The 20,522-nt window shown below is 69.9% G+C and carries 19 protein-coding genes; 6 read left to right on the top strand and 13 right to left on the bottom strand.

Annotation, left to right across the window (positions count from 1 at the left end; translation table 11 throughout):
• Position 1: 1 nt before the first annotated feature.
• Positions 2-418, bottom strand: a complete 417-nt coding sequence (locus tag ABH926_RS41640; RefSeq protein WP_370371906.1) for an ArsR/SmtB family transcription factor — start codon at positions 416-418, stop codon at positions 2-4.
• Positions 419-607: 189 nt separating this feature from the next.
• Here ABH926_RS41640 and ABH926_RS41635 point away from each other — a divergent pair, with 189 nt between their 5' ends.
• Positions 608-3,046: a tetratricopeptide repeat protein gene (locus tag ABH926_RS41635; RefSeq protein WP_370371904.1), complete on the top strand. Its 2,439-nt coding sequence runs from the start codon at positions 608-610 to the stop codon at positions 3,044-3,046.
• Positions 3,047-3,118: 72 nt separating this feature from the next.
• On the opposite strand, the gene ABH926_RS41630 is transcribed toward ABH926_RS41635, so the two are convergent.
• The gene (locus tag ABH926_RS41630) at positions 3,119-3,379 is read right to left on the bottom strand and encodes a DUF397 domain-containing protein (RefSeq protein WP_370371902.1); all 261 of its coding nucleotides are present in this window, start codon (positions 3,377-3,379) and stop codon (positions 3,119-3,121) included.
• Positions 3,380-4,339 carry a helix-turn-helix domain-containing protein gene (locus ABH926_RS41625; protein ID WP_370371901.1) on the bottom strand — a complete coding sequence of 320 codons (960 nt, stop codon included), beginning with the start codon at positions 4,337-4,339 and terminating at the stop codon, positions 3,380-3,382.
• A gap of 166 nt (positions 4,340-4,505) precedes the next feature.
• Between ABH926_RS41625 and ABH926_RS41620 the strand changes: the two genes are divergently transcribed.
• A complete protein-coding gene (locus tag ABH926_RS41620) occupies positions 4,506-5,255 on the top strand; it encodes an ATP-binding protein (RefSeq protein ID WP_370371900.1) in 750 nt (249 codons plus the stop codon).
• Here the strand turns inward: ABH926_RS41620 and ABH926_RS41615 are convergent.
• From ABH926_RS41615 to ABH926_RS41600, 4 genes are all read right to left on the bottom strand, one after another.
• Positions 5,252-6,886, bottom strand: coding sequence for a glycoside hydrolase family 13 protein (locus ABH926_RS41615; RefSeq protein WP_370371898.1), 1,635 nt, complete (start codon positions 6,884-6,886; stop codon positions 5,252-5,254). The two genes, ABH926_RS41620 and ABH926_RS41615, sit on opposite strands and share 4 nt — an antisense overlap.
• A 112-nt stretch (positions 6,887-6,998) precedes the next feature.
• The gene (locus ABH926_RS41610) at positions 6,999-7,943 is read right to left on the bottom strand and encodes a carbohydrate ABC transporter permease (RefSeq protein ID WP_370371896.1); all 945 of its coding nucleotides are present in this window, start codon (positions 7,941-7,943) and stop codon (positions 6,999-7,001) included.
• Positions 7,944-7,946: 3 nt separating this feature from the next.
• On the bottom strand, positions 7,947-8,891 hold the full coding sequence (locus tag ABH926_RS41605) for a carbohydrate ABC transporter permease (protein WP_370371895.1): 945 nt from the start codon (positions 8,889-8,891) through the stop codon (positions 7,947-7,949).
• Positions 8,892-8,980: 89 nt separating this feature from the next.
• Positions 8,981-10,420: an extracellular solute-binding protein gene (locus ABH926_RS41600; protein ID WP_370371893.1), complete on the bottom strand. Its 1,440-nt coding sequence runs from the start codon at positions 10,418-10,420 to the stop codon at positions 8,981-8,983.
• 259 nt (positions 10,421-10,679) lie between these two features.
• Between ABH926_RS41600 and ABH926_RS41595 the strand changes: the two genes are divergently transcribed.
• On the top strand, positions 10,680-11,735 hold the full coding sequence (locus ABH926_RS41595; RefSeq protein WP_370371891.1) for a LacI family DNA-binding transcriptional regulator: 1,056 nt from the start codon (positions 10,680-10,682) through the stop codon (positions 11,733-11,735).
• A 78-nt stretch (positions 11,736-11,813) separates the two neighbouring features.
• On the opposite strand, the gene ABH926_RS41590 is transcribed toward ABH926_RS41595, so the two are convergent.
• Positions 11,814-11,987 (bottom strand): hypothetical protein, encoded by a 174-nt coding sequence (locus ABH926_RS41590; RefSeq protein WP_370371890.1) that lies wholly within the window; start codon positions 11,985-11,987, stop codon positions 11,814-11,816.
• A gap of 182 nt (positions 11,988-12,169) precedes the next feature.
• Here ABH926_RS41590 and ABH926_RS41585 point away from each other — a divergent pair, with 182 nt between their 5' ends.
• The gene (locus ABH926_RS41585; RefSeq protein ID WP_370371888.1) at positions 12,170-12,826 is read left to right on the top strand and encodes a GntR family transcriptional regulator; all 657 of its coding nucleotides are present in this window, start codon (positions 12,170-12,172) and stop codon (positions 12,824-12,826) included.
• On the opposite strand, the gene ABH926_RS41580 is transcribed toward ABH926_RS41585, so the two are convergent.
• Entirely contained in the window at positions 12,811-13,947 is a 1,137-nt protein-coding gene (locus tag ABH926_RS41580; protein ID WP_370371886.1) for a CaiB/BaiF CoA transferase family protein, read from the bottom strand. The two genes, ABH926_RS41585 and ABH926_RS41580, sit on opposite strands and share 16 nt — an antisense overlap.
• A 49-nt stretch (positions 13,948-13,996) precedes the next feature.
• On the opposite strand from ABH926_RS41580, the gene ABH926_RS41575 reads away from it, so the two are divergent.
• On the top strand, positions 13,997-15,172 hold the full coding sequence (locus ABH926_RS41575; protein ID WP_370371885.1) for an acyl-CoA dehydrogenase family protein: 1,176 nt from the start codon (positions 13,997-13,999) through the stop codon (positions 15,170-15,172).
• Positions 15,173-15,412: 240 nt separating this feature from the next.
• Complete coding sequence (locus tag ABH926_RS41570; protein ID WP_370371884.1) at positions 15,413-16,573, top strand: D-alanyl-D-alanine carboxypeptidase family protein; 1,161 nt, start codon at positions 15,413-15,415, stop codon at positions 16,571-16,573.
• Between the two features lie 43 nt (positions 16,574-16,616).
• Here ABH926_RS41570 and ABH926_RS41565 read toward each other — a convergent pair whose 3' ends face one another.
• The 4 genes from ABH926_RS41565 to ABH926_RS41550 all read right to left on the bottom strand — a co-directional run bounded on the left by ABH926_RS41565 (position 16,617) and on the right by ABH926_RS41550 (position 20,466).
• Complete coding sequence (locus ABH926_RS41565) at positions 16,617-17,510, bottom strand: alpha/beta fold hydrolase (protein ID WP_370371882.1); 894 nt, start codon at positions 17,508-17,510, stop codon at positions 16,617-16,619.
• Positions 17,511-17,585: 75 nt separating this feature from the next.
• A complete protein-coding gene (gene msrB / locus ABH926_RS41560; RefSeq protein ID WP_370371880.1) occupies positions 17,586-18,002 on the bottom strand; it encodes a peptide-methionine (R)-S-oxide reductase MsrB in 417 nt (138 codons plus the stop codon).
• Between the two features lie 174 nt (positions 18,003-18,176).
• A complete protein-coding gene (locus tag ABH926_RS41555; protein WP_370371879.1) occupies positions 18,177-19,718 on the bottom strand; it encodes a polysaccharide biosynthesis protein in 1,542 nt (513 codons plus the stop codon).
• A 25-nt stretch (positions 19,719-19,743) separates the two neighbouring features.
• Positions 19,744-20,466, bottom strand: coding sequence for a response regulator (locus tag ABH926_RS41550; protein WP_370371877.1), 723 nt, complete (start codon positions 20,464-20,466; stop codon positions 19,744-19,746).
• Positions 20,467-20,522: the final 56 nt, after the last annotated feature.

Below are 20,522 nucleotides of genomic sequence, written 5' to 3'. Positions count from 1 at the left end.
GTCACAAGTCGTACGGGATGCCGCGGACCGCGTGCTCCGCGTGCCCCACGACCTCCTCGACCAGCCGCTTGATGTGGCTGCCGCGCAGGCGGTAGAGGCGGGCCCGACCTTCGGCGCGCTGTTCGACCAGGCCGCCGAGGCGGAGTTTGGCCAGATGCTGGCTGGCGGCGGTGGGGGTGCAGCCGGCTGTCTCGGCCAGGGCGCCGACGCCGAGTTCGCCCTCGCGCAGGGCCCACAGCAGACGCAGGCGGCTGGGTTCGGCCAGCAGGTCCAGGAAGCCGACGGCGGTTTCCACGACCGGGTCCGGCAGGGTGCGTTCGGCGGGGTCGGCGTGGTCCGGGTGGTGGTGCTGGGGGTGGTCCTGGGGGTGTTCCGGGGGGTCGGCGGGGGAGACGGGCTGCTCGCCTTGGTGGGGCATGGGGGCCATCCTCTCACCTGCGCGGACGGCCTGTGCGTCGGTGCTCACGGCCACGCGGCCGGGTCGAACCGAAACGGACAGAACGGGCCCCAGCGCCGGGGACAGGGCGCAGCAGCGACACCTGCCGAGAGCCTGTAAATCAGACTACTGTTATTTATCGCCCGGTGTGACGTGTCGGTGAGGGGGATCATGGCGGAATCACAGCGAGGACAGGACGAGGCTTCGCGACCGGGGGCGACTCATTCGGAGCTGTCAGGGTCGTCTCGCGACACGGTGCAGGCCCGGGATATCAGTGGCGGAATTCACTTCCACACCAAGGATTCGACAGAGGCGGCGCTGCTGCCGCAGCAACTGCCGAGCGACGTTCGTGGGTTCGTCAACCGTCTCGATGAACTTGGCCGTCTCGACATAGTCTTGGGCGATTCCGACAGCGCCGGACTCACCGTGTTGGTGGGGACGGCTGGAGTGGGCAAAACATCGCTGGCAGTAAGGTGGGCGAATCGTATTCGCGAGCGGTTCCCCGATGGGCAGCTTTACGTTAACCTTCGAGGCTACGATCCAGGCGAGCCGGTCTCCGCCAACGAAGCGCTCGAGCGGTTCTTGCGGGCCCTCGGTGTTTCACCGGAGCGCATTCCCGCCGCTGAAGAAGCGCGGGCGGAAATGTTCCGCTCATTCGCGGCCGGCCGCCGGATGTTGATCGTGCTGGACAACGCGGCCGCCGTCGCACAGGTCCGACCGCTGCTACCAGGCTCTCAGACCTGCCGGGTGCTGGTTACCAGCCGCAGCAGTTTGTCAGGGCTCGTCGCTCGAGATGGCGCACACCGAGTCAGCGTTACGACTCTCTCATCGGCGGAATCGGTGAGGCTTCTCCAGGAGACGACCAGTGACTATCGACATGAGGACCCGCAGGAGGAGCTGGCAGAACTGGCTCGGCTGTGTGCCTACTTGCCGTTGGCACTACGCATCGCTGCTGAGCGCGCTGCGGCGCGGCCGCGTATGCCGTTGCCCGAGCTGATCGCCGATCTGCGCGACGAATCGGCGCTGTGGGATGCGTTGTCGACCGGCGACGACGATGCTGCTGCGGTCCGTACAGTGTTCGCTTGGTCGTACCGGGCTCTGCCGGAGGAGGCCGCCCGCCTGTTTCGCCGTCTGGGGCTTCATCCCAGTCCGGAATTCGGTCTGCCCGTCGCTGCCGCCTTGGCGGAGCTGCCCACAAGCAGGACTCGACGTTTGCTCGACGCGCTGGTAGACGCACATCTTTTGGAAGACCTGGGGCTAGGCCGTTACCAGTTCCATGACCTGCTCCGTGCCTATGCCGCTGACCAGGCCCACTCGGTTGACACCGTCGATGAACGGACAGATGCCATCAGGCGGATTCTGATGTTCTACGTTCGTACGGCGAGCAATGCGGCCGAGCTGGTCGGCGGCAGTCTGTATGTTCTTTCGAGAGAGGATGTTCTCTCGAGGGATGCAGACCAATCGTGGTCTGACATCAGCGTTCCTGTCTTCTCAGATGCCGAGGCTGCTGTCGCGTGGTATGAAGCAGAGCGGACGAACCTCATGGCGGCGGTACGGGCTGCAGGCGATATCGGCTTCCATCGCGCCTCATGGCAGATTCCGGTGCTGGTCAAGGAGATCGGCCTCAGGGCGGATCCGCTCAACACGTGGATTGAGCTGCAACGCGCAGGCGGTGAGGCAGCCCGATCGAGTTCTGATGCCTTCGGTGAGGCTGCCATCGAAACGTGTTTCGCAGTCGACGAGCGACTAGCGCGAAGGTTTTCGGAATCCAGACTTCACTATAGCGAGGCAGCCAGACTGTACGCGCAGCTGGGTAGCCGGCGGGGGTTGCTGCATGCCGAAAACGGTCTAGGGCTCGTCGAGCTCTGGGCTCACAATATGGATCCGACCGTTACTCACCTGTCCACTGCGTTGAGTATCGCTCGCGAGCTGCGCGACCGTGTCCTTGTGGGATTGCTTCTGTCGAATCTGGGCGAGGCATGGCTGGAGTTCGGTGATCCGGATCGCGCTTTGCCGCTGCTCGAAGAGAGCATCGACGTGCTACGGGAGGTCGGTGATCGGGTCTACGAACTCGATGCCATGAACTTTCTCGGGCGAACCCTGTGCCAGCTCGGACGCCTCCCGGAGGCGCGCGCCACGCTCGAGGAGACGTCGGCGGGTATGCGGGAGATTTCGTTGGCCGCCAACTACGGAGGCCATATGAATCTTGACTTCGCCCGGCTCCAACTTGCTGAAGGAGCGCCTGCCGACGCGCTGGTCTCGAGTCAGCGTGCGGGGTCGGCGTTCCGCGAGTTGCGCAACCCCCAGTCGGAGGCTACGGCCTGGGCGTTGTCAGGCCGGGCGTTCCTGCAACTTCAGCGGTGGGACGAAGCCGCGTCGTTCTTGGGCCGCGCCGTCGCCGGACATCGTGACAGCGACAGCATGTGGCAACTCTCCAACGACCTGCACGACCTTGCCATAGCCCTTGATCGCATTGGTGAGCACCAGAAGGCGCGTGGCTGTCGAACCGAGGCACTGGATCTGCTCGGCTCGTTTGCCGATCCGTCAGCAAACGCTTTGCGCGACGTGATCAGCGCTGAGCTGGACAGCCGGTCGAGCGAATCGGCCTAGTGTCGAAGGCGTCTCGCGGGTCCTGGTTTGGACCGGGCCCCGAAACCGATCCGGTGCGGGGCCCGTAGCGCCTCAGCTGTTCAGATCGAACTCCTCATCCTTCACTCCAGCAACGAAAGCAGCCCATTCGGAGCGCGAGTAGATGATCACTTCGGCGTCAGGCCGCCGTGAGTGTCGCACTCCGACCCCACCGTTTGGCAGCAGTGCGACTTCGACACAGTTGTTCGCGTTGTTGCTGTAGCTGCTCTTGCGCCACGCGGCGCCGGTCAGGAGGGTCTCGTGCGGGGCGGCTCCGTTCTCAGGGGTCGAATTCGGTGTTGCGCTGGTGCTCAACTAGCTCTCCATCTTCGTCAGCAGGTCGGCCAGCCAGAGCGCCGACCGTTCGGGGGAAAGCGCCGCGGCACGCAGCTGGTCGAACACCGACGCGTAATTGCGCACCTCGTCGACGGTCTCCAGGAAATGCGTCCGCGTCAGGTTGTCCAGGCATACCACGTCGTGTTCCAGAGGATTCCCAAAGCCTACAATCGCGAACGGCTCGTCGAGCCCTGAATATGCGCCTGCTGAATGGGTGATGATCTGGATGGTGATATTGGGCCGGCGGGATTCCTCGATGACGCGTTCGATCTGACCCCGCATCACCTGCGGTCCTCCGACTCCCTGGCGGAGCGCGCTCTCGTGCATCACCAGCCGCAGCCGCAGCGGTTCGTCGCCGCCGAGCATGCGCTGCCGGGTGCGGCGGACGGCGACCAGCGCGTCCACATCGAGCGGTTCAGCGCGGATCCGCCAGGCCTCGGCCAGCGCCCGGGTGTAGGCCTCGGTCTGCAGCAGGCCGTGCACCAGCTGCACCGTGTGCGCGTCGATCGACGTGGCCGCGGCCTCCACGCTGATGTAGTCCGCGTACGGCTCCGGGATGGCCCGCCGGTAGTACTGCCACCAGCCCTTGTCCCTGATCTGGCCGGTCAGGTTCAGTAAAGTCGTGCGCAGGTCCTCGTCCTGGACGCCGTACACGTCCAGCGCCGCCGCCACGTCGATGCGCCGCAGCCGGCCCTGGCCGTTCTCCAGCCGGGACAGGGTCGAGTCCGAGATCTCCAGCCGCTCGGCCGCGCCCTGCAGCGTGAGTCCGGCGCTGAGCCGGAGCCGGCGCAGCGCCGCGCCGAGCCGGCGGCGGCGGATCGGCGGCGCCGAGGGCCCGGCCGGGACCCGGGCCGCGCGCTCGAGGGCGCCGTCGGGTTCGTCCGGCTCGCCGTCCGGCGCTGTTCCGGTGGCGGGTCCGGGGACTTCTGCGGATGTCATCGCCAACCCCCTGCGGTTCGCTTTTGCGATGCGAGCCATTGTGCCCGACCCGGCCCCGGCGATTTCAGGGATTCCCCTGCGGCGCCCGGCGCGCGGTGGGATATTTCATTGTGGGGTGCGCGCTGGGGGAGACGGATCGCGCAGACATCGACGATGTGAGGCCCTCATGCAGCAATTACGCCACCCCGCTCCGGCGGCGTGCCGAACCGGCCAGCAAGGCGCCGGCGGCGGGGTGGCGGTCCGCGACTGCGCGTCCGGCTCCGAGCCGGCGCCGCAGCCCGCGGTACCGCAGAACACTGCTTTGTACTGGTCGTTCCCGGGCTCGGCCCTGGACGTGAGCCTGTCCCGGCGCTGGCTGGCCGCCGCCGTCGAGCAGGCCTGGGGCGCCGGCGAGGACGCCGACCGCGTGGTGCTGGCCTACAGCGAGGTCGCGACCAACGCCGTGGTGCACGGCGCCGGGCCGGTGACGGTCTCCGCACGGATCCGGGCCGGCACGGTGACCTGCGAGGTCGCCGACTGCTCGGTCCACCCGCCGCGGCCCCGGCACGCCGGCGGCGAGGACGTGTGCGGCCGCGGGCTGGACCTGGTCGAGCTGACCGTGGACCGGTTCGGTGTGGACATCGGCGAGGCCGGCAAGACCGTGTCATTCGAGGTCGGACGTCAGGACACTGATACTTCAAGGTCCGGGAGAAGTCCGGTGCCCTGGTCCGGCCCTGGTCCGGTCGGACCGCGGTCCGCTTCGCAGCCCGGCCCCGGAACGGCGCCCGGCCCCGGGTTGGCGTCCGGAACCGAGTCGGCGTCCAGAACAGAATCGGCGCCCGGACCCGGATCAGCATCCGGAACCGGGCCCGCACACAGCTCCGCCGGCGGACCCGCGGGAGGGCCCGCCGGCGGCGAGGACGGGGGGAAGGCCTAGCGGGCGATCCAGACGGCGGTGTCGGCCGGGATCCGGCCCTCCGCCGTCAACGGCCCGCTGGCCAGCAGCACTCGGCCCGCGACCGGCTGGTCCGACGGTCGCGGGCCGAAGTTCACCGCGCACACGAATCCGGGGCCGCGCTCGAAGACCAGCATGCCCTCGGGCGCCTCCAGCCAGGCGAACGGCCCGTCGCCGAGCCCCTCGGTCTCGCGCCGCAAGCGCAGGGCCTTGGTGTAGAGCGTCAGCATCGAGGCCGGATCGTTCAGCTGTCCCTCGGCCGTGTAGTCCTTCCACGCCTCCGGCTGCGGCAGCCAGGGCTCGGCCCGGGCGTCCTGCGGGCTGAAGCCGAACGGCGGCTCGCTGCCGGACCACGGCAGCGGCACCCGGCAGCCGTCCCGGCCCGGGTCGGCCGGGTTGCGGCCCTTGCGCTCCCACATCGGGTCCTGGCGCAGGTCGTCGGGGATGTCCTCGACCTCCCACAGGCCCAGTTCCTCGCCCTGGTAGATGTACACCGAGCCGGGCAGCGCCTGGGTCAGCAGGGCCGAGGCCCGGGCCCGCCGCGTCCCCAGCTCCAGGTCCACCGGCCGGCCCAGCTGCCGGGCGTAGATCGCGAACGAGGTGTCCTCGCGGCCGTAGCGGGTCACCACCCGGTCCACGTCGTGGTTGGACAGCACCCAGGTCGGGGGGGCGCCGACCGGGGTGTGCAGGCTCAGCGTCTCGTCGATCACCTCGCGGAGCTTGTCCGCCTCCCAGGCGCAGCCCAGGTAGGGGAAGTTGAAGACGGTGTGCATCTCGTCCGGGCCGAGGTAGCGGGCCAGGCGCGCGGCGTCCGGCAGCCAGATCTCGCCGATCAGGACCCTGTCGCCCTCGTACGAGTCCGAGACCTCGCGCCAGGAGCGGTAGATGGCGTGGACGTCCTCGCGGTCGACGAACGCCGAGTCGTCCCCGCCGACCTGGTCCGGCAGCGCCGGGTCCTTGACCAGCAGCGCTGCCGAGTCTATGCGGAAGCCGTCGGCTCCCCGGTCGAACCAGAACCGCAGCACGTCCTGGAACTCCCCCGGCACATCGGGGTGCTGCCAGTTGAAGTCCGGCTGCGCCGGGTCGAACAGGTGCAGGTACCACTCCCCGGGCTCGCCGTCCGGCTCGATCACCCGGGTCCAGGTCTGGCCGCCGAACATGCCCTGCCAGTTGGTCGGCGGCAGTTCGCCGTCCGATCCGCGGCCGGGCCGGAACCAGAAGCGCTCGCGCTCCGGCGAGCCGGGGCCGGCCTTCAGCGCGGCCTGGAACCAGGGGTTCGCCGAGGAGGTGTGGTTCGGCACGATGTCCACGACCACGCGGATGCCCAGCTCGTGCGCCTCGGCGATCAGCGCCTCGGCGTCGTCCACGGTCCCGAACAGCGGGTCGATGATCCGGTAGTCGGTGACGTCGTAGCCGCCGTCGGCCTGCGGGGACAGGTACCAGGGGTTGAACCACACCGCGTCCACGCCGAGCTCGGCCAGGTACGGCAGCCGGGCGCGGACGCCGGCCAGGTCGCCCATGCCGTCGCCGGACCCGTCGGCGAAGCTGCGCGGGTAGATCTGGTAGATGGCGGCCGAGCGCCACCAAGGCGCTTGGGAAGTATGCGCGGACACCGGGAACCTGCTCTCTGTACTCGAAGCAGACACGACGGCGGGACAGCCGACGGTGAAAGGGACGGGGGAACGGCGGACGGCGGTCCGCCGTCCGATACGGATCAGGGCCCCGTCAGCCCTTGACGGCGCCGGCCGTCAGGCCGGACATGATGTTCCGTTGGAAGATCAGGAACAGCACGATGGTCGGGATCGAGGCCAGGAACAGCCCGCCGACCAGTGCGTTGTCCGGCATGGAGGTGGCGGCCGTGTTGACGCCGACGTTCAGCGTCTCGTGCGCCGGCACGGTGATCAGCGGCCACAGGAAGTCCTTCCAGACCGCGACCACCGCGAAGATCGAGATCACCCCGAGGATCGGCCGCGACAACGGCAGCACGATGCGCCACAGGGTGCGCAGCGGGCCCGCGCCGTCCACCGCGGCCGCGTCCAGCAGGTCGTTCGGGATGGAGTCGAAGAACCGCTTGAGCAGGAACACGTTGAAGGCGTTGGCCACGGTCGGCAGCCAGATCACCCACGGTGTGTTCTGCAGGTTCCAGTGCACCAGCGGCAGGTCCAGCACCGTCAGGTACTGCGGGATGACCAGCGCCGCGGCCGGGATCATCATCGAGGCCAGCATCAGGCCCAGGATCCAGTTGCCGAAGATCGGCCGGAGCTTGGACAGCGAGTACGCGGCGGTCACGCAGAAGATGAGCTGGAACGCCAGCGCGCCGCCGGCGTAGACGATCGTGTTCCACAGCAGCTGCGCCATCCCGAGCCGGTTCCAGGCCAGGTTGAAGGCGTGGGTGGAGGGGTGCGCGGGCAGCAGGACCGGGGGGTTGCGGACCAGTTCCTGCGAGGTCTTGAAGCCGCCGGTGGCCATCCAGAACAGCGGGCCGATGAACACCAGGGTGGCCAGGGCCAGGGCCACGGTGAGCGCGATCCAGTACAGGCGCTTGCCCCGCACGGTGTTCAGCTGGGTGCGCGATATCAGGGTCCGGTGATAGGTCTCCGGGGCCTTGAGCCGCTGGGAGTGGAAACGATTCCGGGCATCCAGGGCCCGCTGGATCCTCAGCTGGGTCATGTCTCAGTCCTCGCTTCCGCGTCGTTCCAACACGATGTAGATCGCGGAGAAGCACGCCAGCACCAGCAGCATGATCACGCCGAGCGCGGCAGCGGTGTTGAACTTGTTGTAACTGAACGCGTAGTTGTAGAGCAGGTAGACGACGGTGGTGGTGGACCCCTCGGGCCCGCCGCCGGTCAGCACGAACGCCTCGGTGAACATCTGCATCGTCGCGACGATCTGCAGCATCGCCATCAGCGACAGGATCAGCCGGGTTTGCGGGATGGTGACGTGCCGGATTCGCTGCAAGACGTTGCAACCGTCCAGTTCGGCCGCTTCGTACAGGTCTCCGGGAATCCCTTGCAGCGCCGCCAGGTACACCAGCGTCGCGGTGCCCATGTTGCTCCACGTCGAGACCACCACCAGGGAGGGCATCGAGGAGGACTTGGACGCCAGCCACTGGGACCGGGGCAGGTGCAGGAAATGCAGCGCCTGGTTGAACAGGCCGAACCCGGGGTCCATGAAGTACTTGAACAGCAGGATCCCGGCCACCGGCGGCAGCATCACCGGCAGGTAGACCAGGATCCGCAGATACCCCTGCGCGTGGCGGAACTCGTTGACGACGATGGCCACGCAGAACGGCGCGGCGAAGCCGAACACCAGGGCCAGCGCCGTGAACTCCGCGGTGTTGCGCCAGGCCTGCCAGAACTCCGGGTCGGCGGTGATCTGGCGGTAGTTGCCCAGGCCCACCCACGTCGTCTGGCCGCGGTGCACGCGCTGGAAGGACATGATGATCTCGCGGACCATCGGGTACCAGGTGAACAGCGCGAAGCAGACCAGTGCGCCGAACAGGAACGCGTGGGCGCGCAGGTTGCGTCCGGCGGCGCGGCGCAGCGCCTTCCAGGACGACCTGCCGGTGCTGCGTTCGGTGCCGTCGTGCAGCCGCTCAGTGGCCAAGGCGTAGGCCATCGTTCGACTCCGTTTCCGTGGGTCGGGCCGCGTGGGGCGGCCGGTCCGCGTCCCTCAGCGTGGACCGGCCGCCTGCCGCGGACGCGGCGTTACTGGTTGGCCAGGATCTGGTTGACCTGCGATTCGGCGGTGCTCAGGAGCTTGGCCGGATCGGCGTTCGCATTCGTCATCGCCGCCGACATCGCGGTGTCCAGGACCTTGTAGAGCTGTTGCGCCGCCGGGGGTTCCAGGACCGGCGCGATCGGGTTGTTCACGAAGTCGGCGTACTGGTCGATCGGCAGGGTCGCCGAGGTCTTCAGGTCCGACTGCACCTGCGTCATCTGCGGGGAGGTCGGGTTCCAGAAGAACTTCTGCGGGATGCCGATCGCCACCGGCTTGTCCGAGGTGGCCAGCGCCTTGGAGCGGGCGAAGTCGAACTGGCCCTTGCCCGGGGTCAGGTACTCGAAGTCGATCCAGGCGATCTCGGCCTTGATCTGGTTCGGGGTCAGACCCTTCTTGAAGTAGTACAGGTCGCCGCCGGCCAGGGTGCCGGTCGCCGGCCCGGTGCTGCCGGGGATCGGGCCCATGCCGTACAGCTTCGGGTCCGCGCCCAGGACCTCGACCAGGTGCTGGATCACGTCCGGGGCACCGAGGAACATCCCGACCTTGCTGGTGGCCAGGGGCGGGAAGGCGTCAGCCCACTGCGTCACCGGTGTCGGGCCGATGCCGCCGTCCTTGAAGCGCATGTCGTGCAGGCGCTGCAGAACCTGCTTGCCCTGGTCGGTGTTGAAGGCGGCCTTGGTGCCGTCGGAGTTGACCATCTGGCCGCCCAGGCTGTCCAGCTCGCCGGCGAAGTGCCAGCCGCCGGTGTTGCCGCCGCTGTAGTCCTCGTAGCCGGTCACGCCGCCGCCGAGCGCGGAGATCTTGGCGGCGTCCGCCTCGACCTCGTCCCAGGTGGTCGGCGGCTTGTTCGGGTCCAGGCCGGCCTTGGTGAACAGGTCGCGGTTGTAGATCAGACCCTCGGTGTAGTAGTTGATCGGCAGTGAGTAGGTCTTGCCGCTGTCCTGCAGGTTCTGCTTGACGCCCGGCAGCAGCTGCGACCAGCCCGGCACGGTCTGGTCGTTGACGTAGGAGCTGATGTCCGTGACGTCGCCGGAGTCCAGGACCTGGTTCTTGTCCGTGAAGTAGGCGTGGAACGCCTCGGTCTCGTTCTTCGCCTTCAGGCTCGCTGTGAACTGCGGCGGGTCCTCGACCTGGCCCACGTAGGGCTTGGCGTTCACCGTGACGTTCGGGTACAGGATCTTGAACGCCTGCAGGTCGTCGGCGTACGAGGCCTTGTTCGCCGCCTGGTCCGCGCCCGGTGCGCCGTCGATGGTGATGGTCACCGTGGCGTTGGGGTCCAGCGGCTTGCCGTCGGCGACGCCGTCGGCGCTGTTCGTACCGGTGGAGCTCTTGCTGGAGCTGTGGCTGGACGAACAGGCGGCGCCCGCCATGGCTATACCGGCCGCCGTGACGAGCGCGACCATCATGCGTGATGCGTTGTGTTTCATGCGTTTCACCCCTTCGTTCGGTGGATCGGGGAGGTGCCCTGCCGCAGTCATCGGCGTGCCGAGAAGGTACAGCCGTAAACAGGCGACTGCAAGAGTCTGATGAAAAATCGAAAGAACACGACTAGGTTACGGATGATCCACTCAGGTCTCTGACGGCAGGTCGCGGGGTCACCGCCTGCTTGCGGACCGCTCGAAATTTCTTGCGCGAGTTGGCGAGAACCCATCGCATTCTTACTGGCATTCGTTCTACTCTTGCGGTATGACGAGCAGACTCGCCGAGGTGGCGCAGAAGGTGGGGGTCAGCGAGGCCACCGTCAGCCGGGTGCTCAACGGCCGGCCGGGGGTGTCGGAGAGCACGCGGACGGCGGTCTTGACCGCGTTGGACGTCCTGGGGTACGAGCGGCCCACGCAGCTGCGCGGCGAGCGCGTACGGCTGATCGGCCTGGTGCTGCCCGAACTGCAGAACCCGATCTTCCCCGCGGTCGCCGAGGTGGTCGGCGGGGCTCTGGCCCAGCGCGGCTTCACCCCGGTCCTGTGCACCCGCACCGCCGGCGGCCTGTCGGAGTCGGACTACGTGACGATGCTGCTGGACCAGCACGTCTCCGGCGTGGTCTTCGCCGGCGGCCACTTCGCCGAGGACGAGGCTCCGCACGAGCACTACCACCTGCTGCGCGAGCGCGGCATCCCGGTGGTCCTGTTCAACGCGGCGGTGGAGCACCTGGAACTCCCGCAGGTGTCGACGGACGACGCGGTGGCGGTGGAACAGGCCTACGCGCACCTGGCCTCCCTGGGCCACGAGCGCATCGGCCTGGTCCTGGGCCCGGAGGACCACGTCCCCTCCCAGCGCAAGCTGGCGGAGTACCGCGCCCAGTGCGAGAAGTACGGACGCACGGTCGACGAGAACCTGATCGAGCACGCGATGTTCGCCCTCGAAGGCGGCCAGGCCGCGGCCTCCCGCCTGCTGCGCGTCGGGGCGACCGGCATCATCTGCGCCAGCGACCCGCTGGCCCTGGGCGCCATCCGCGCGGTCCGCCGCGCCGGCCTGCGGGTGCCGCGCGACGTGTCGGTGATCGGCTACGACGACTCGGCGTTCATGAACTGCACCGACCCGCCGCTGACCACGGTCCGCCAGCCGATCGAGGCCCTGGGCCGGGCGGCGGTGACGCTGCTGGTGAACCAGATCGAGGGCGCGCGGGTGGCGGCCGAGGAACTGCTGTTCGAGCCGGAGCTGGTGGTGCGCGGGTCCACGGGGTCCGTGGTGGGGCGCGGGGCCGGGGCCGATGCGGAGGAGCTGGTGGAGGTCGGGGAGGGGTAGGCGCGCGGGGGCGGCTGCCTGGTGGGGGCAGGGGTCGGTGCTGGCGGAAGATGAAGCGCTTGACCCCGAGCCGGGTCGCTAGGCGACGGTCCCGACTTTCCATACCGTGATGGTCGTCGTGCCGGTTCGGCGGATGCGCAGCCGACCCGCGAGCTCACGCAGCGACGCGTAGACGGCTCGGCGCTCATCGTCGGAGTCCCGGGCCGCCAAGGCACGATCGGCGACGCCGGCGAGGATGATGCGATACGTCATGCGTCGCCGGCTCTGTCGGCGACGATGGCGTCGAACTCCTCGAAAGGCATCGCCGCGATGTCGCCGATCACGACAAGTGTACGTAGTCAGCACAGTGCGCACTTTTGAACTGTCGTGGCCGGGCGAGTCCCCCGTGCTACCGTTTTGGATCCAGTTCGGGCTGTGAGCGGCGGGAGACGACGGTGACCGAGGCAGGCTCGCGACCACCGACCGCGCAGCAGTTCGTGCTCGCCGAGGTGCGCCGGGCCATCACCACCGGCGAGCTGAAGCCGGGTTCCGCCATCCGGCAGGAGGCGCTGGCCGAGCGGCTCGAGGTGAGCCGCGTTCCGTTGCGCGAGGCGCTGAAGACGCTCGAGGGCGAGGGCCTGGTCACCTACCGCGCGCACCGCGGGTACCGCGTCGTCGAGTTGTCGATGGCCGATCTGCGCGAGGTGTACCGGCTGCGCGAGATCCTCGAGGCCGAGGCGGTGCGGGCGGCGGTGCCGTTGCTCGACGATGCGCTCTTCGAGCGGCTGGAGGCCGCGCAGGCCGAGGTCGAGCGCGCGGCCGGGGAGGGCGACGTCGCGGTGATGGCGGGGGCCAACCGGCGCTTCCACTTCACGCTGTTCGAGGCGGCGGGGATGCCCCGGCTGGCGCGCATCATCGGCACGCTCTGGGACAGCACCGATGCCTACCGCTCCTTGTACTACGCCGGCGATGAGAATCGGCGGCACGTCGTCGCCGAGCATCGGGCGGCGTTGGCAGCCCTGCGCGCCGGTGACGCCGAGGGCGCCGTGCGGTGGTTCGACCGGCACCGGGCTGCGGCCGTCGAGACGCTGGCGCTTCAAATCGAGGGCTGACTCAGCCACGCGCGAATCGCTCCCCCGTCGGCATCCAACCCCGGCGGCGCCGAAACGTACTTCGCAGGCGTCCCGCTGAAGCGCACCGGATGCGCGGTCTGCCGCGCACCCCCCACCTCCACCGCCGCCTCCAGTCCCAAGTGCTCGGCGAGCGCGAAGGCGCCGGCCACATCATTGATCGGCCCGCACGGCACCCCGGCCTCGGTCAGCGCGCCGAACCACGCCTCGGCCGGCCGCGTGCCCAGCCGCCGGTTCAGCTCCTCGGCCAGCGCCTCGCGGTGCGCGACCCGCGAGGTGTTCGTGCCGAAGCGCGGATCGGCGGCCAGTTCGGGCGCGTCGAGCGCTGTGCACAGGCTGTGGAACTGCCGGTCGTTCCCGGCGGCGATCACCAGCGGCCGGTCGGCGGCGTCGAAGACCTCGTACGGCGCGATGCTCGGATGCCGGTTCCCCATCGCCTGCGGCACCACCCCGGCCGCCAGGTACGCCGAGGCGTGGTTCACCATCCCCGACAGCAGCGACGTCAGCAGCGACACCGACACCCGCTGTCCCTCGCCGGTGGCGTCGCGGTGGCGCAGGGCCGCCAGGATCCCGAACGCCGCGTGCAGCCCGGTGATCACGTCCACCAGCGCGACGCCGGCCTTCGCCGGGTGCCCCGGCTCGCCGGTGACGCTCATCAGGCCGCCGACCGCCTGGACCAGCAGGTCGTAGCCGGGGAGCACGGCGCCCGCGCCGTCGCCGAAGCCGGTGATCGAGCAGTAGACCACCCCGGGGTCGTCCTGCCGCATCTGTTCGTAGCCGAGCCCGAGGCGTTCCATGGTCCCGGGCAGGAAGTTCTCCACCACCACGTCCGCGCGCCGTATCAATTCCTTGGCCAGCGCCGCGTCCCGCGGTGCCCGCAGGTCCAGGGCCACCGAGCGCTTGTTGCGGTTCACGCCCTGGAAGTACGTCGCCGTCCCGTCCGGGGCGAACGGCGGGCCCCAGGCCCGGGTGTCGTCGCCGCCGCCGGGACGCTCCACCTTCACCACGTCCGCGCCGAGGTCGGCCAGGAGCATGGTCGCGTAGGGGCCGGCCAGGACCCGGCTGAAGTCCGCGACCAGGACGCCGTGCAGCGGGGGATTCATGGCGGTCACCATACTGGATCCAAAATCCATTCTGTGGTGGAGTAGGGCCATGCCCTCCAAGCCTGTGTCCCCGCTCGATCTGTTCGCGATCGACGGCCTGCTCAGTGACGAGGAACGCGCGATGCGCGACCTGGTCCGCTCCTACGGCGCCCGCGAGCTGCGCCCGCACGTCGCCGACTGGTTCGAGGCCGGGGAGCTGCCGGCCCGCGACGTCGCGCGGGGTCTGGGCCGGCTCGGCGTGCTCGGCATGCACCTGCACGGCTACGGCTGCGCCGGAACCAGCGCCCTGACCTACGGCCTGGCCTGCATGGAGCTGGAGGCGGTCGATTCCGGGCTGCGCTCCCTTGTCTCCGTGCAGGGGTCGCTGGCCATGTTCGCGATCTGGCGGTACGGCTCGGAGGAGCAGAAGCAGGCCTGGCTGCCGCGGATGGCCGCCGGCGAGGCGATCGGCTGCTTCGGACTGACCGAGCCCGACTTCGGGTCCAACCCGGCCGGGATGCGGACCACCGCCAAGCGCGAGGGCGACGGCTGGGTGCTCAACGGCACCAAGATGTGGATCACCAACGGCTCGGTCGCCGACGTCGCCGTCGTGTGGGCCCAGACCGAGGACGGGATCCGGGGCTTCGTCGTGCCCGCCGACACCCCCGGGTTCAGCGCGCCGGAGATCACGAAGAAGCTCTCGCTGCGCGCCAGCGTCACCAGCGAGCTGGTACTGCAGGACGTGCGGCTGCCGGCCGACGCGATCCTGCCGGGGGCCGCCGGGCTGTCCGGGCCGCTCGGCTGCCTGGACGAGGCGCGCTTCGGCATCGTGTTCGGCGCCCTCGGGGCCGCGCGCGACTGCCTGGAGGCGGCGATCGCCTACGCGCTGGACCGCGAGGTCTTCGACCGGCCGCTGGCCGGCTTCCAGCTGACCCAGCAGAAGCTCGCCGACATGGCGCTGGAGCTCGGCAAGGGCATGCTGCTGGCGCTGCACCTCGGCCGGCTCAAGGATGCCGGCAAGCTGGACCCGCGGCAGGTGAGCCTGGGCAAGCTCAACAACGTGCGCGAGGCGCTGGCCATCGCCCGGGAGTGCCGCACCATCCTGGCCGCCAACGGGATCACGCTGGAGTACCCGGTGCTCAGGCACGCGAACAACCTGGAGTCGGTGCTCACGTATGAGGGCACGAGCGAGATCCACAGCCTGGTCATCGGGCGTGCGCTGACCGGGGTTTCGGCCTTCGTGTAGCGACGCAGTGCCCGATGATGCTTCGTTCGCCCACCTCGGCCGCATAGTCTGGGGTCCGTGCGGAGCAGCGAGTCACCGATGGCTGAAGCGGGGGACGGCGTCGGCGGCCGACGTCACGCGTCCGGCGGGTCCGGGGTTTGGCGGGGCCGGCCGGCTGGAAACCTCGCAGGCATGCGTGGGTCACTGGCTCGTCGGAGCATTACGGTCGTTGCTGCGTGCACGGCGTTGATCGGCGTCGGGGTGGCAGCCGCCGCTGCGGACGCTCGGCCCGCGCGCAGCGCCGCGGCCCCCACGCCGGCGCCCCCGGCGCCCAGCTCCACGCCGCTCGGCCCGACGGTCGCCAGTCCCGGGAGCCCGCCGATCCCGCCGGACGTCCAGGCCGGCTCCTTCGTCATCGCCGACGAGGCCACCGGCGCGATCCTGGCCGAGCGCGCCCCGCACGACCGCCTGCGTCCGGCCTCCACGCTCAAGGTCCTGACCGCGCTGGCCCTGATGCCCCGGCTGGACCCCTCGGCGGTCCACCTCTCGGTGCCCGGGGACATCGCGGCCCTGGCCACCGCCGAGCCCGGCGGCAGCGCGGTCGGCATCAAGCCCGGGCTGTCGTACCGGGTCTCCGACCTGTGGAACGCGGTGTTCCTGCGCTCGGGCAACGACGCGATCGCCACGCTGGCCGCCATGGCCGGCGGCGAGCCGACGACGGTGGACCTGATGCGCCAGACCGCGCAGCGGCTGCACGCGGACGACACCGTCGTGGTCAACGACGACGGCTACGACGCCGACGGCCAGGTCTCCAGCTCCTACGACCTGGCGCTGATGGCGCGGGCGGGCCTGCAGGACCCGGGCTTCCGTGCGTACTGCGCGCTGCCGAAGGCCAAGTTCCCCTCGGTGAACGGCACCACCTTCGAGATCGACAGCGAGAACCGGCTCCTGGGCAAGTATCCCGGCATGATCGGGGTGAAGAACGGCTACACCTCGCTGGCCCACCACACCTTCGTCGGGGCCGCCCAGCGCAACGGCCGCACGCTCATCGTCTCGGTGTTCGACGCCGGCCCCGACATCTATCAGCAGACGGCGAAGCTGCTCGACTGGGGCTTCGCGGTGCCGGCCACCGCGGCCGGCGTGGACCAGCTGGTGCCGCCGGACCCGCTGGAGAAGTCGTCGGTGCCGAACGAGACGCTGCCGCCGCCGGACGCGCTGCACTCCAAGAAGCGCTCGCTCTCGGACGACGACGGGACCCTCAACACGCAGGCCTCGGCGGCCGTCACGGCGCCGCACAAGGAGGCCGGGTCGACCTTCCTGGGCGACGCGTTCGAGACGCTGCTCTATGTCATCGGCTTCCTGGTGGCCGCGGTCGTCGCGTTGCGGGCCCGGGTGTTGTGGAAGCAGCGCAAGGAGCGGTGACGGTGGTTCACCGCAGTGTGCCGAGTCACCGCAGTGTGCCGAGTCACCGCAGCGAGTCGAGGAAGTCGCCGATCAGCGGCGCCATCTCGGGAAGCTTCTCCTCCAGGGCGAAGTGACCGGTGCGGAAGACGTGCAGCCGCGCGTCCGGCAGGTCCCGCAGATACGCCTTCGCCCCCTCGACGGTGAAGAACGGGTCGCCGTCGCCCCACAGGACCAGCGTCGGCGGCCGGAGCTCGGCGAGCCGGCGCTGCCAGCGCGGGTAGAGCTCGACGTTGCTGTGGTAGTCCAGGGCGAGGGCGATCTGCGCGGCGTCCCGGCCCGGCAGGTCGAGGTAGTGCTGGTCCAGGGTCCAGCCGTCGGGGGCGACCAGTTCGACGTCCGAGGTGCCGCCCTCGTACTGGGAGCGGGTCACCTCCGCGGTGAGGATGGCGCGGACGCGGTCCTCGGCGCCCGGGACGCCCGGCTTCTCGGCGGTCAGGCTCCTGGCGCTCTCGGACAGGCCTTCGGCATAGGCGTTGGCGTTCTGCACGATCAGGCCCGCGATCCACTCCGGGTGGCGGTCCGCGAGCCGGAAGGCGACCGGACCGCCGAAGTCGAAGGCGTAGACGGCCAGGCGCCGGCCGCCGGCGGTGAGGCCGAGGGCCTCGACGAAGGCCTCGACGACGTCGGTGAGGGACTCGAAGGAGTACTCGAAGTCCTCCGGCGCGGTCGTGCGCCCGAAGCCGGGGTAGTCCGGGGCGATCAGCCGGTGGTCGCCGCCGAGGGCGTCCATCAGGCGCCGGTACTGCGCCGAGGAGCTGGGGAAGCCGTGCAGGAGCAGGACGGTGGGCGCGCCGGTGGCTTCGGCGCGGTGGGGGACGGTCTCCCGGTAGAAGACGTTCACGCCGGAGACGGTCACGGCGCGGTGGCGGATCGTGGGCAGGGAAAGAGCGCTCATGCCGATGATTCTAATGGATAGTGTGGCATCTATGCGTTAGAAGCACCTCCGCACGTGGAGGCGGGGGCGAATCGGTCAGGAAGCCGCGCTGGGCACCGACTCCTTCAGGAGCAACCCGATCGAGTTGACGCAGTAGCGCCACCCGCCGAGTTCCTCCGGTGCGTCCTGGAACAGGTACCCGAGGTGCGATCCGCAGGTGGCGCACCGGATCTCGGTGCGCAGCATGCCCTGCGAGCGGTCCTCGTGCTGCTCGATGAGGTCGTCGGTGAGGGGGCCGGAGAAGGCGGCCCAGCCGCACTCGGCGTTGAACTTGGACTGCGAGCCGAACAGCGCGGTGTCGCAGCCCCGGCACAGGTAGGTGCCCGCGTCGTCGTTCTCGACGTAGGCGCCCGACCACGGGTTCTCGGTTCCGAACTCGCGCAGGGTTCTGTAGGCGGCGGTTCCCAGGTGCTGCCGCCACTCTGCCTCGGTGCGCTCAACCTTGTACACCATGTAGTCGAGCCTACTCACGTGACGCGGCTGCGCCAGCGTTTTGGAGAGGCGTAACTCGGCGTGGACCGTGCGCGGGGGCGGAACCCGGGAAGCGGCCGGCGATGCTCTCAGCTGGGCGAATGCGTGTACGAACTCGCATTCGCCGGAGGCGTTGTGGATCAGCAGTGAGGGGAATCAGGCGTCGGATGCCGGCCGGGAGGAAGGCCGCCGGATGGCGGCCGTTTTCAGAAGCATCTGGCGCACCTTCGGGTCCCGATTCTTGTCGGCGGCCCTGTACATCTTCTCCAGGCGCTCCGACAGGCGGGGGTCCTCAGCGGGGTCCGGGTGCTCGGGTGTCGTGAAGATCCGCGGATGCGCGGTGGGGACGCGTCTGCCCTGCTCGGGGGCCTCGCTGCCCTGGCTCTGTCCGACATAGCGGATGGGCACCTCGGGGAGCCGGTACCGCCGGGTGAAACGCGAGACCACCTCGGTGACGCGCATCGGCTCGGGCAGCCCGAGGGTGTAGATCTCGCCGCCGGTGGCCATCCGGGCGGCTTCCAGTGTCAGGGCCACGGCCTCTTCGACGGTCGCGAAGCAACGCGCGGCTTCGGGGTGGGTGACGGTCACCGGGCCGCCGGCGCGGATCTCGTGGGCCAGGACGGTCAGGAGCGAGTCGCGGGCGTCCAGGACGTCGCCGATCCGTACCGCCGCGAACACGGTCTCCGGGCGGTGCTTCTTGCCGGTCTTGTGGGTGGCGTTCTTGTGTGCGGAGTTCTTGTGGGTGGCGCCCCTGTGCGCGGCGCCGAGCAGGACGGCTTCTGCGGCGCGGTGGGAGGCGCCGAGCATCGAGGCCGGGTCGGCGTCGGTGGACAGGCGGATGAAGCGCTCGGTTCCGTGCCGGGACGCCGCGCGGACGAGGTTGTCGGTGCTGAGGACGTTGGCCGTCACGCCCTGGCTCGGGCGCCGTTCCAGCAGGGCCGGGTGCCTGAGCCCGGCGGCGTGGAACACCACCTCGGGCCGCAGGTCGCGGAACGCCCGGTCGGTCTCGTCGCGGTCGAGGAGGTCGGCGGCCGGCTCCTCGCCCCACACGTCGGCGAGCAGGCTGCGCGAGGGCTTCTCGCCGTTGCCGAGCAGGAACAGTCGGTCCGGGTTGAAGGCGTGCAGTTGGCGGCAGAGCTCCGCGCCGAGGGCGCCGCCGGCGCCGGTGACCAGGACGCGCCTGCCGGTGACGATCTCCTTGACCTCGGGCGCGGCGGCGTACGGCTCCGGGCCGTCGATCAGGGCCCGGACGTCCAGCGGCAGCAGGTCGGAGGCGGTCGCCTCGCGCGGGAGGGCGGAGGCGTACCAGGGCAGGTAGCGGACGACGGCGCCCGCGGCGATCGCCGCGGCGGTCAGTTCGCGGACGCGCGGGGCCGGCAGGCCCGGGACCGCCGGCACGACGGCGTCGGCTGCGTGCTCGTCCAGCAGGCGCGGCAGATCGGCCGGGGTTCCCAGGCGCGGTGGTGCGGATGCTTCAGCGGCGTCCGCGTTGCCGGTGGCGTCAGTGTTGTCGTTGCCGTCAGCGTTGTGGGCGTTGTCGGTGTCGTCGAGGAAGCCGATCGGGCGGAGCCCGTGGCTTTCGTCGTCCTGCAGATCCCGGGCCAGCGCCTGCCCGGCCCGTCCGGCGCCGATGATCAGCGTGCGCAGGAGGGCGGGCCGCTCGGGCCCTTTCCACAGCGCAAAGGACTGTCCGGTCATGGTTCCTCGTCGGTTCCTCCGCCGGTCAGCGGGGGTCTTCCCCGATTCCGGCGCGTCGGGCCACCGCCACGGCGGCCAGCGTGGAGTGTACGCCGAGCTTGCCCAGGACGTTCTGCATGTGGGTGCGGACCGTGTTCGGGGACAGGAACAGGTGCTGGGCGATGGAGGCCCGGGTCATGCCCGAGACCATGCACTGCAGGACTTCGCGCTCGCGCGGGGTGAGGGCGCCGACCAGGGTCTCGTGCTCGTTGCGCTCCTGCTCGGCGGCCATCAGGTCGCTCAGGACGTAGGTGAGCAGGCGCGGCGGGATGTGGGTCTCGTCGCGCAGGACGCCGCGGACCACCTGGAGCAGGTGCTCCACCGAGCCGTCCTTGGCGACCCAGGCGTTCACGCCGCCGCGGACCGCCTCGGCGACCCGCCGCTCCTCCTCGCCGGCGGTGACCATGACGATACGGACGTCGGCGTGGCTCGCGCGGATCTCGGCGGCGAAGCGGATGCCGTCGCGGCCGTCGAGGTCGACGTCGAGCAGGACCACGTCCGGGCGGCGCTCGTCGATGAGGCGGCGGGCGCCGTCGATGGTGGTGGTCGCCGCCACACCGAAGCCGGGCTCGGCGCGCAGGCGCGAGGCCAGCGCCTCGGCGAAGGTGCGGTGGTCGTCGACGACGAGGATCCGGACCTCCCCGAGGCCCGCGCCGTCGAGGCGCTCCTCGAGGCGGTCCTCGAGTCCGATCGTGGAGGCGTCAAGCATGCTCCCCATCCTCGCAAGTCACGGCGGCGTCGCCCACCACCATGGTGTGGAGCCGC

The organism is Catenulispora sp. GP43, assembly GCF_041260665.1.
Lineage (GTDB): Bacteria > Actinomycetota > Actinomycetes > Streptomycetales > Catenulisporaceae > Catenulispora.
Note: the sequence above shows the minus strand (reverse complement) of the source record. Positions and strands in the feature narration are given on the sequence as shown.

What these genes read in the sequence shown, in the direction of transcription:
- ABH926_RS41605 (WP_370371895.1), bottom strand. Translation starts at nt 8,891, where the DNA reads ATGGCCTACGCCTTGGCCACTGAGCGGCTGCACGACGGCACCGAACGC.
- ABH926_RS41635 (WP_370371904.1), top strand. Translation starts at nt 608, where the DNA reads ATGGCGGAATCACAGCGAGGACAGGACGAGGCTTCGCGACCGGGGGCG.
- ABH926_RS41640 (WP_370371906.1), bottom strand. Translation starts at nt 418, where the DNA reads ATGCCCCACCAAGGCGAGCAGCCCGTCTCCCCCGCCGACCCCCCGGAA.
- ABH926_RS41590 (WP_370371890.1), bottom strand. Translation starts at nt 11,987, where the DNA reads ATGACGTATCGCATCATCCTCGCCGGCGTCGCCGATCGTGCCTTGGCG.
- ABH926_RS41580 (WP_370371886.1), bottom strand. Translation starts at nt 13,947, where the DNA reads ATGAATCCCCCGCTGCACGGCGTCCTGGTCGCGGACTTCAGCCGGGTC.
- ABH926_RS41555 (WP_370371879.1), bottom strand. Translation starts at nt 19,718, where the DNA reads ATGACCGGACAGTCCTTTGCGCTGTGGAAAGGGCCCGAGCGGCCCGCC.
- ABH926_RS41575 (WP_370371885.1), top strand. Translation starts at nt 13,997, where the DNA reads ATGCCCTCCAAGCCTGTGTCCCCGCTCGATCTGTTCGCGATCGACGGC.
- ABH926_RS41620 (WP_370371900.1), top strand. Translation starts at nt 4,506, where the DNA reads ATGCAGCAATTACGCCACCCCGCTCCGGCGGCGTGCCGAACCGGCCAG.
- ABH926_RS41600 (WP_370371893.1), bottom strand. Translation starts at nt 10,420, where the DNA reads ATGAAACACAACGCATCACGCATGATGGTCGCGCTCGTCACGGCGGCC.
- ABH926_RS41595 (WP_370371891.1), top strand. Translation starts at nt 10,680, where the DNA reads ATGACGAGCAGACTCGCCGAGGTGGCGCAGAAGGTGGGGGTCAGCGAG.
- ABH926_RS41610 (WP_370371896.1), bottom strand. Translation starts at nt 7,943, where the DNA reads ATGACCCAGCTGAGGATCCAGCGGGCCCTGGATGCCCGGAATCGTTTC.
- ABH926_RS41625 (WP_370371901.1), bottom strand. Translation starts at nt 4,339, where the DNA reads ATGACATCCGCAGAAGTCCCCGGACCCGCCACCGGAACAGCGCCGGAC.
- ABH926_RS41565 (WP_370371882.1), bottom strand. Translation starts at nt 17,510, where the DNA reads ATGAGCGCTCTTTCCCTGCCCACGATCCGCCACCGCGCCGTGACCGTC.
- ABH926_RS41550 (WP_370371877.1), bottom strand. Translation starts at nt 20,466, where the DNA reads ATGCTTGACGCCTCCACGATCGGACTCGAGGACCGCCTCGAGGAGCGC.
- msrB (WP_370371880.1), bottom strand. Translation starts at nt 18,002, where the DNA reads ATGGTGTACAAGGTTGAGCGCACCGAGGCAGAGTGGCGGCAGCACCTG.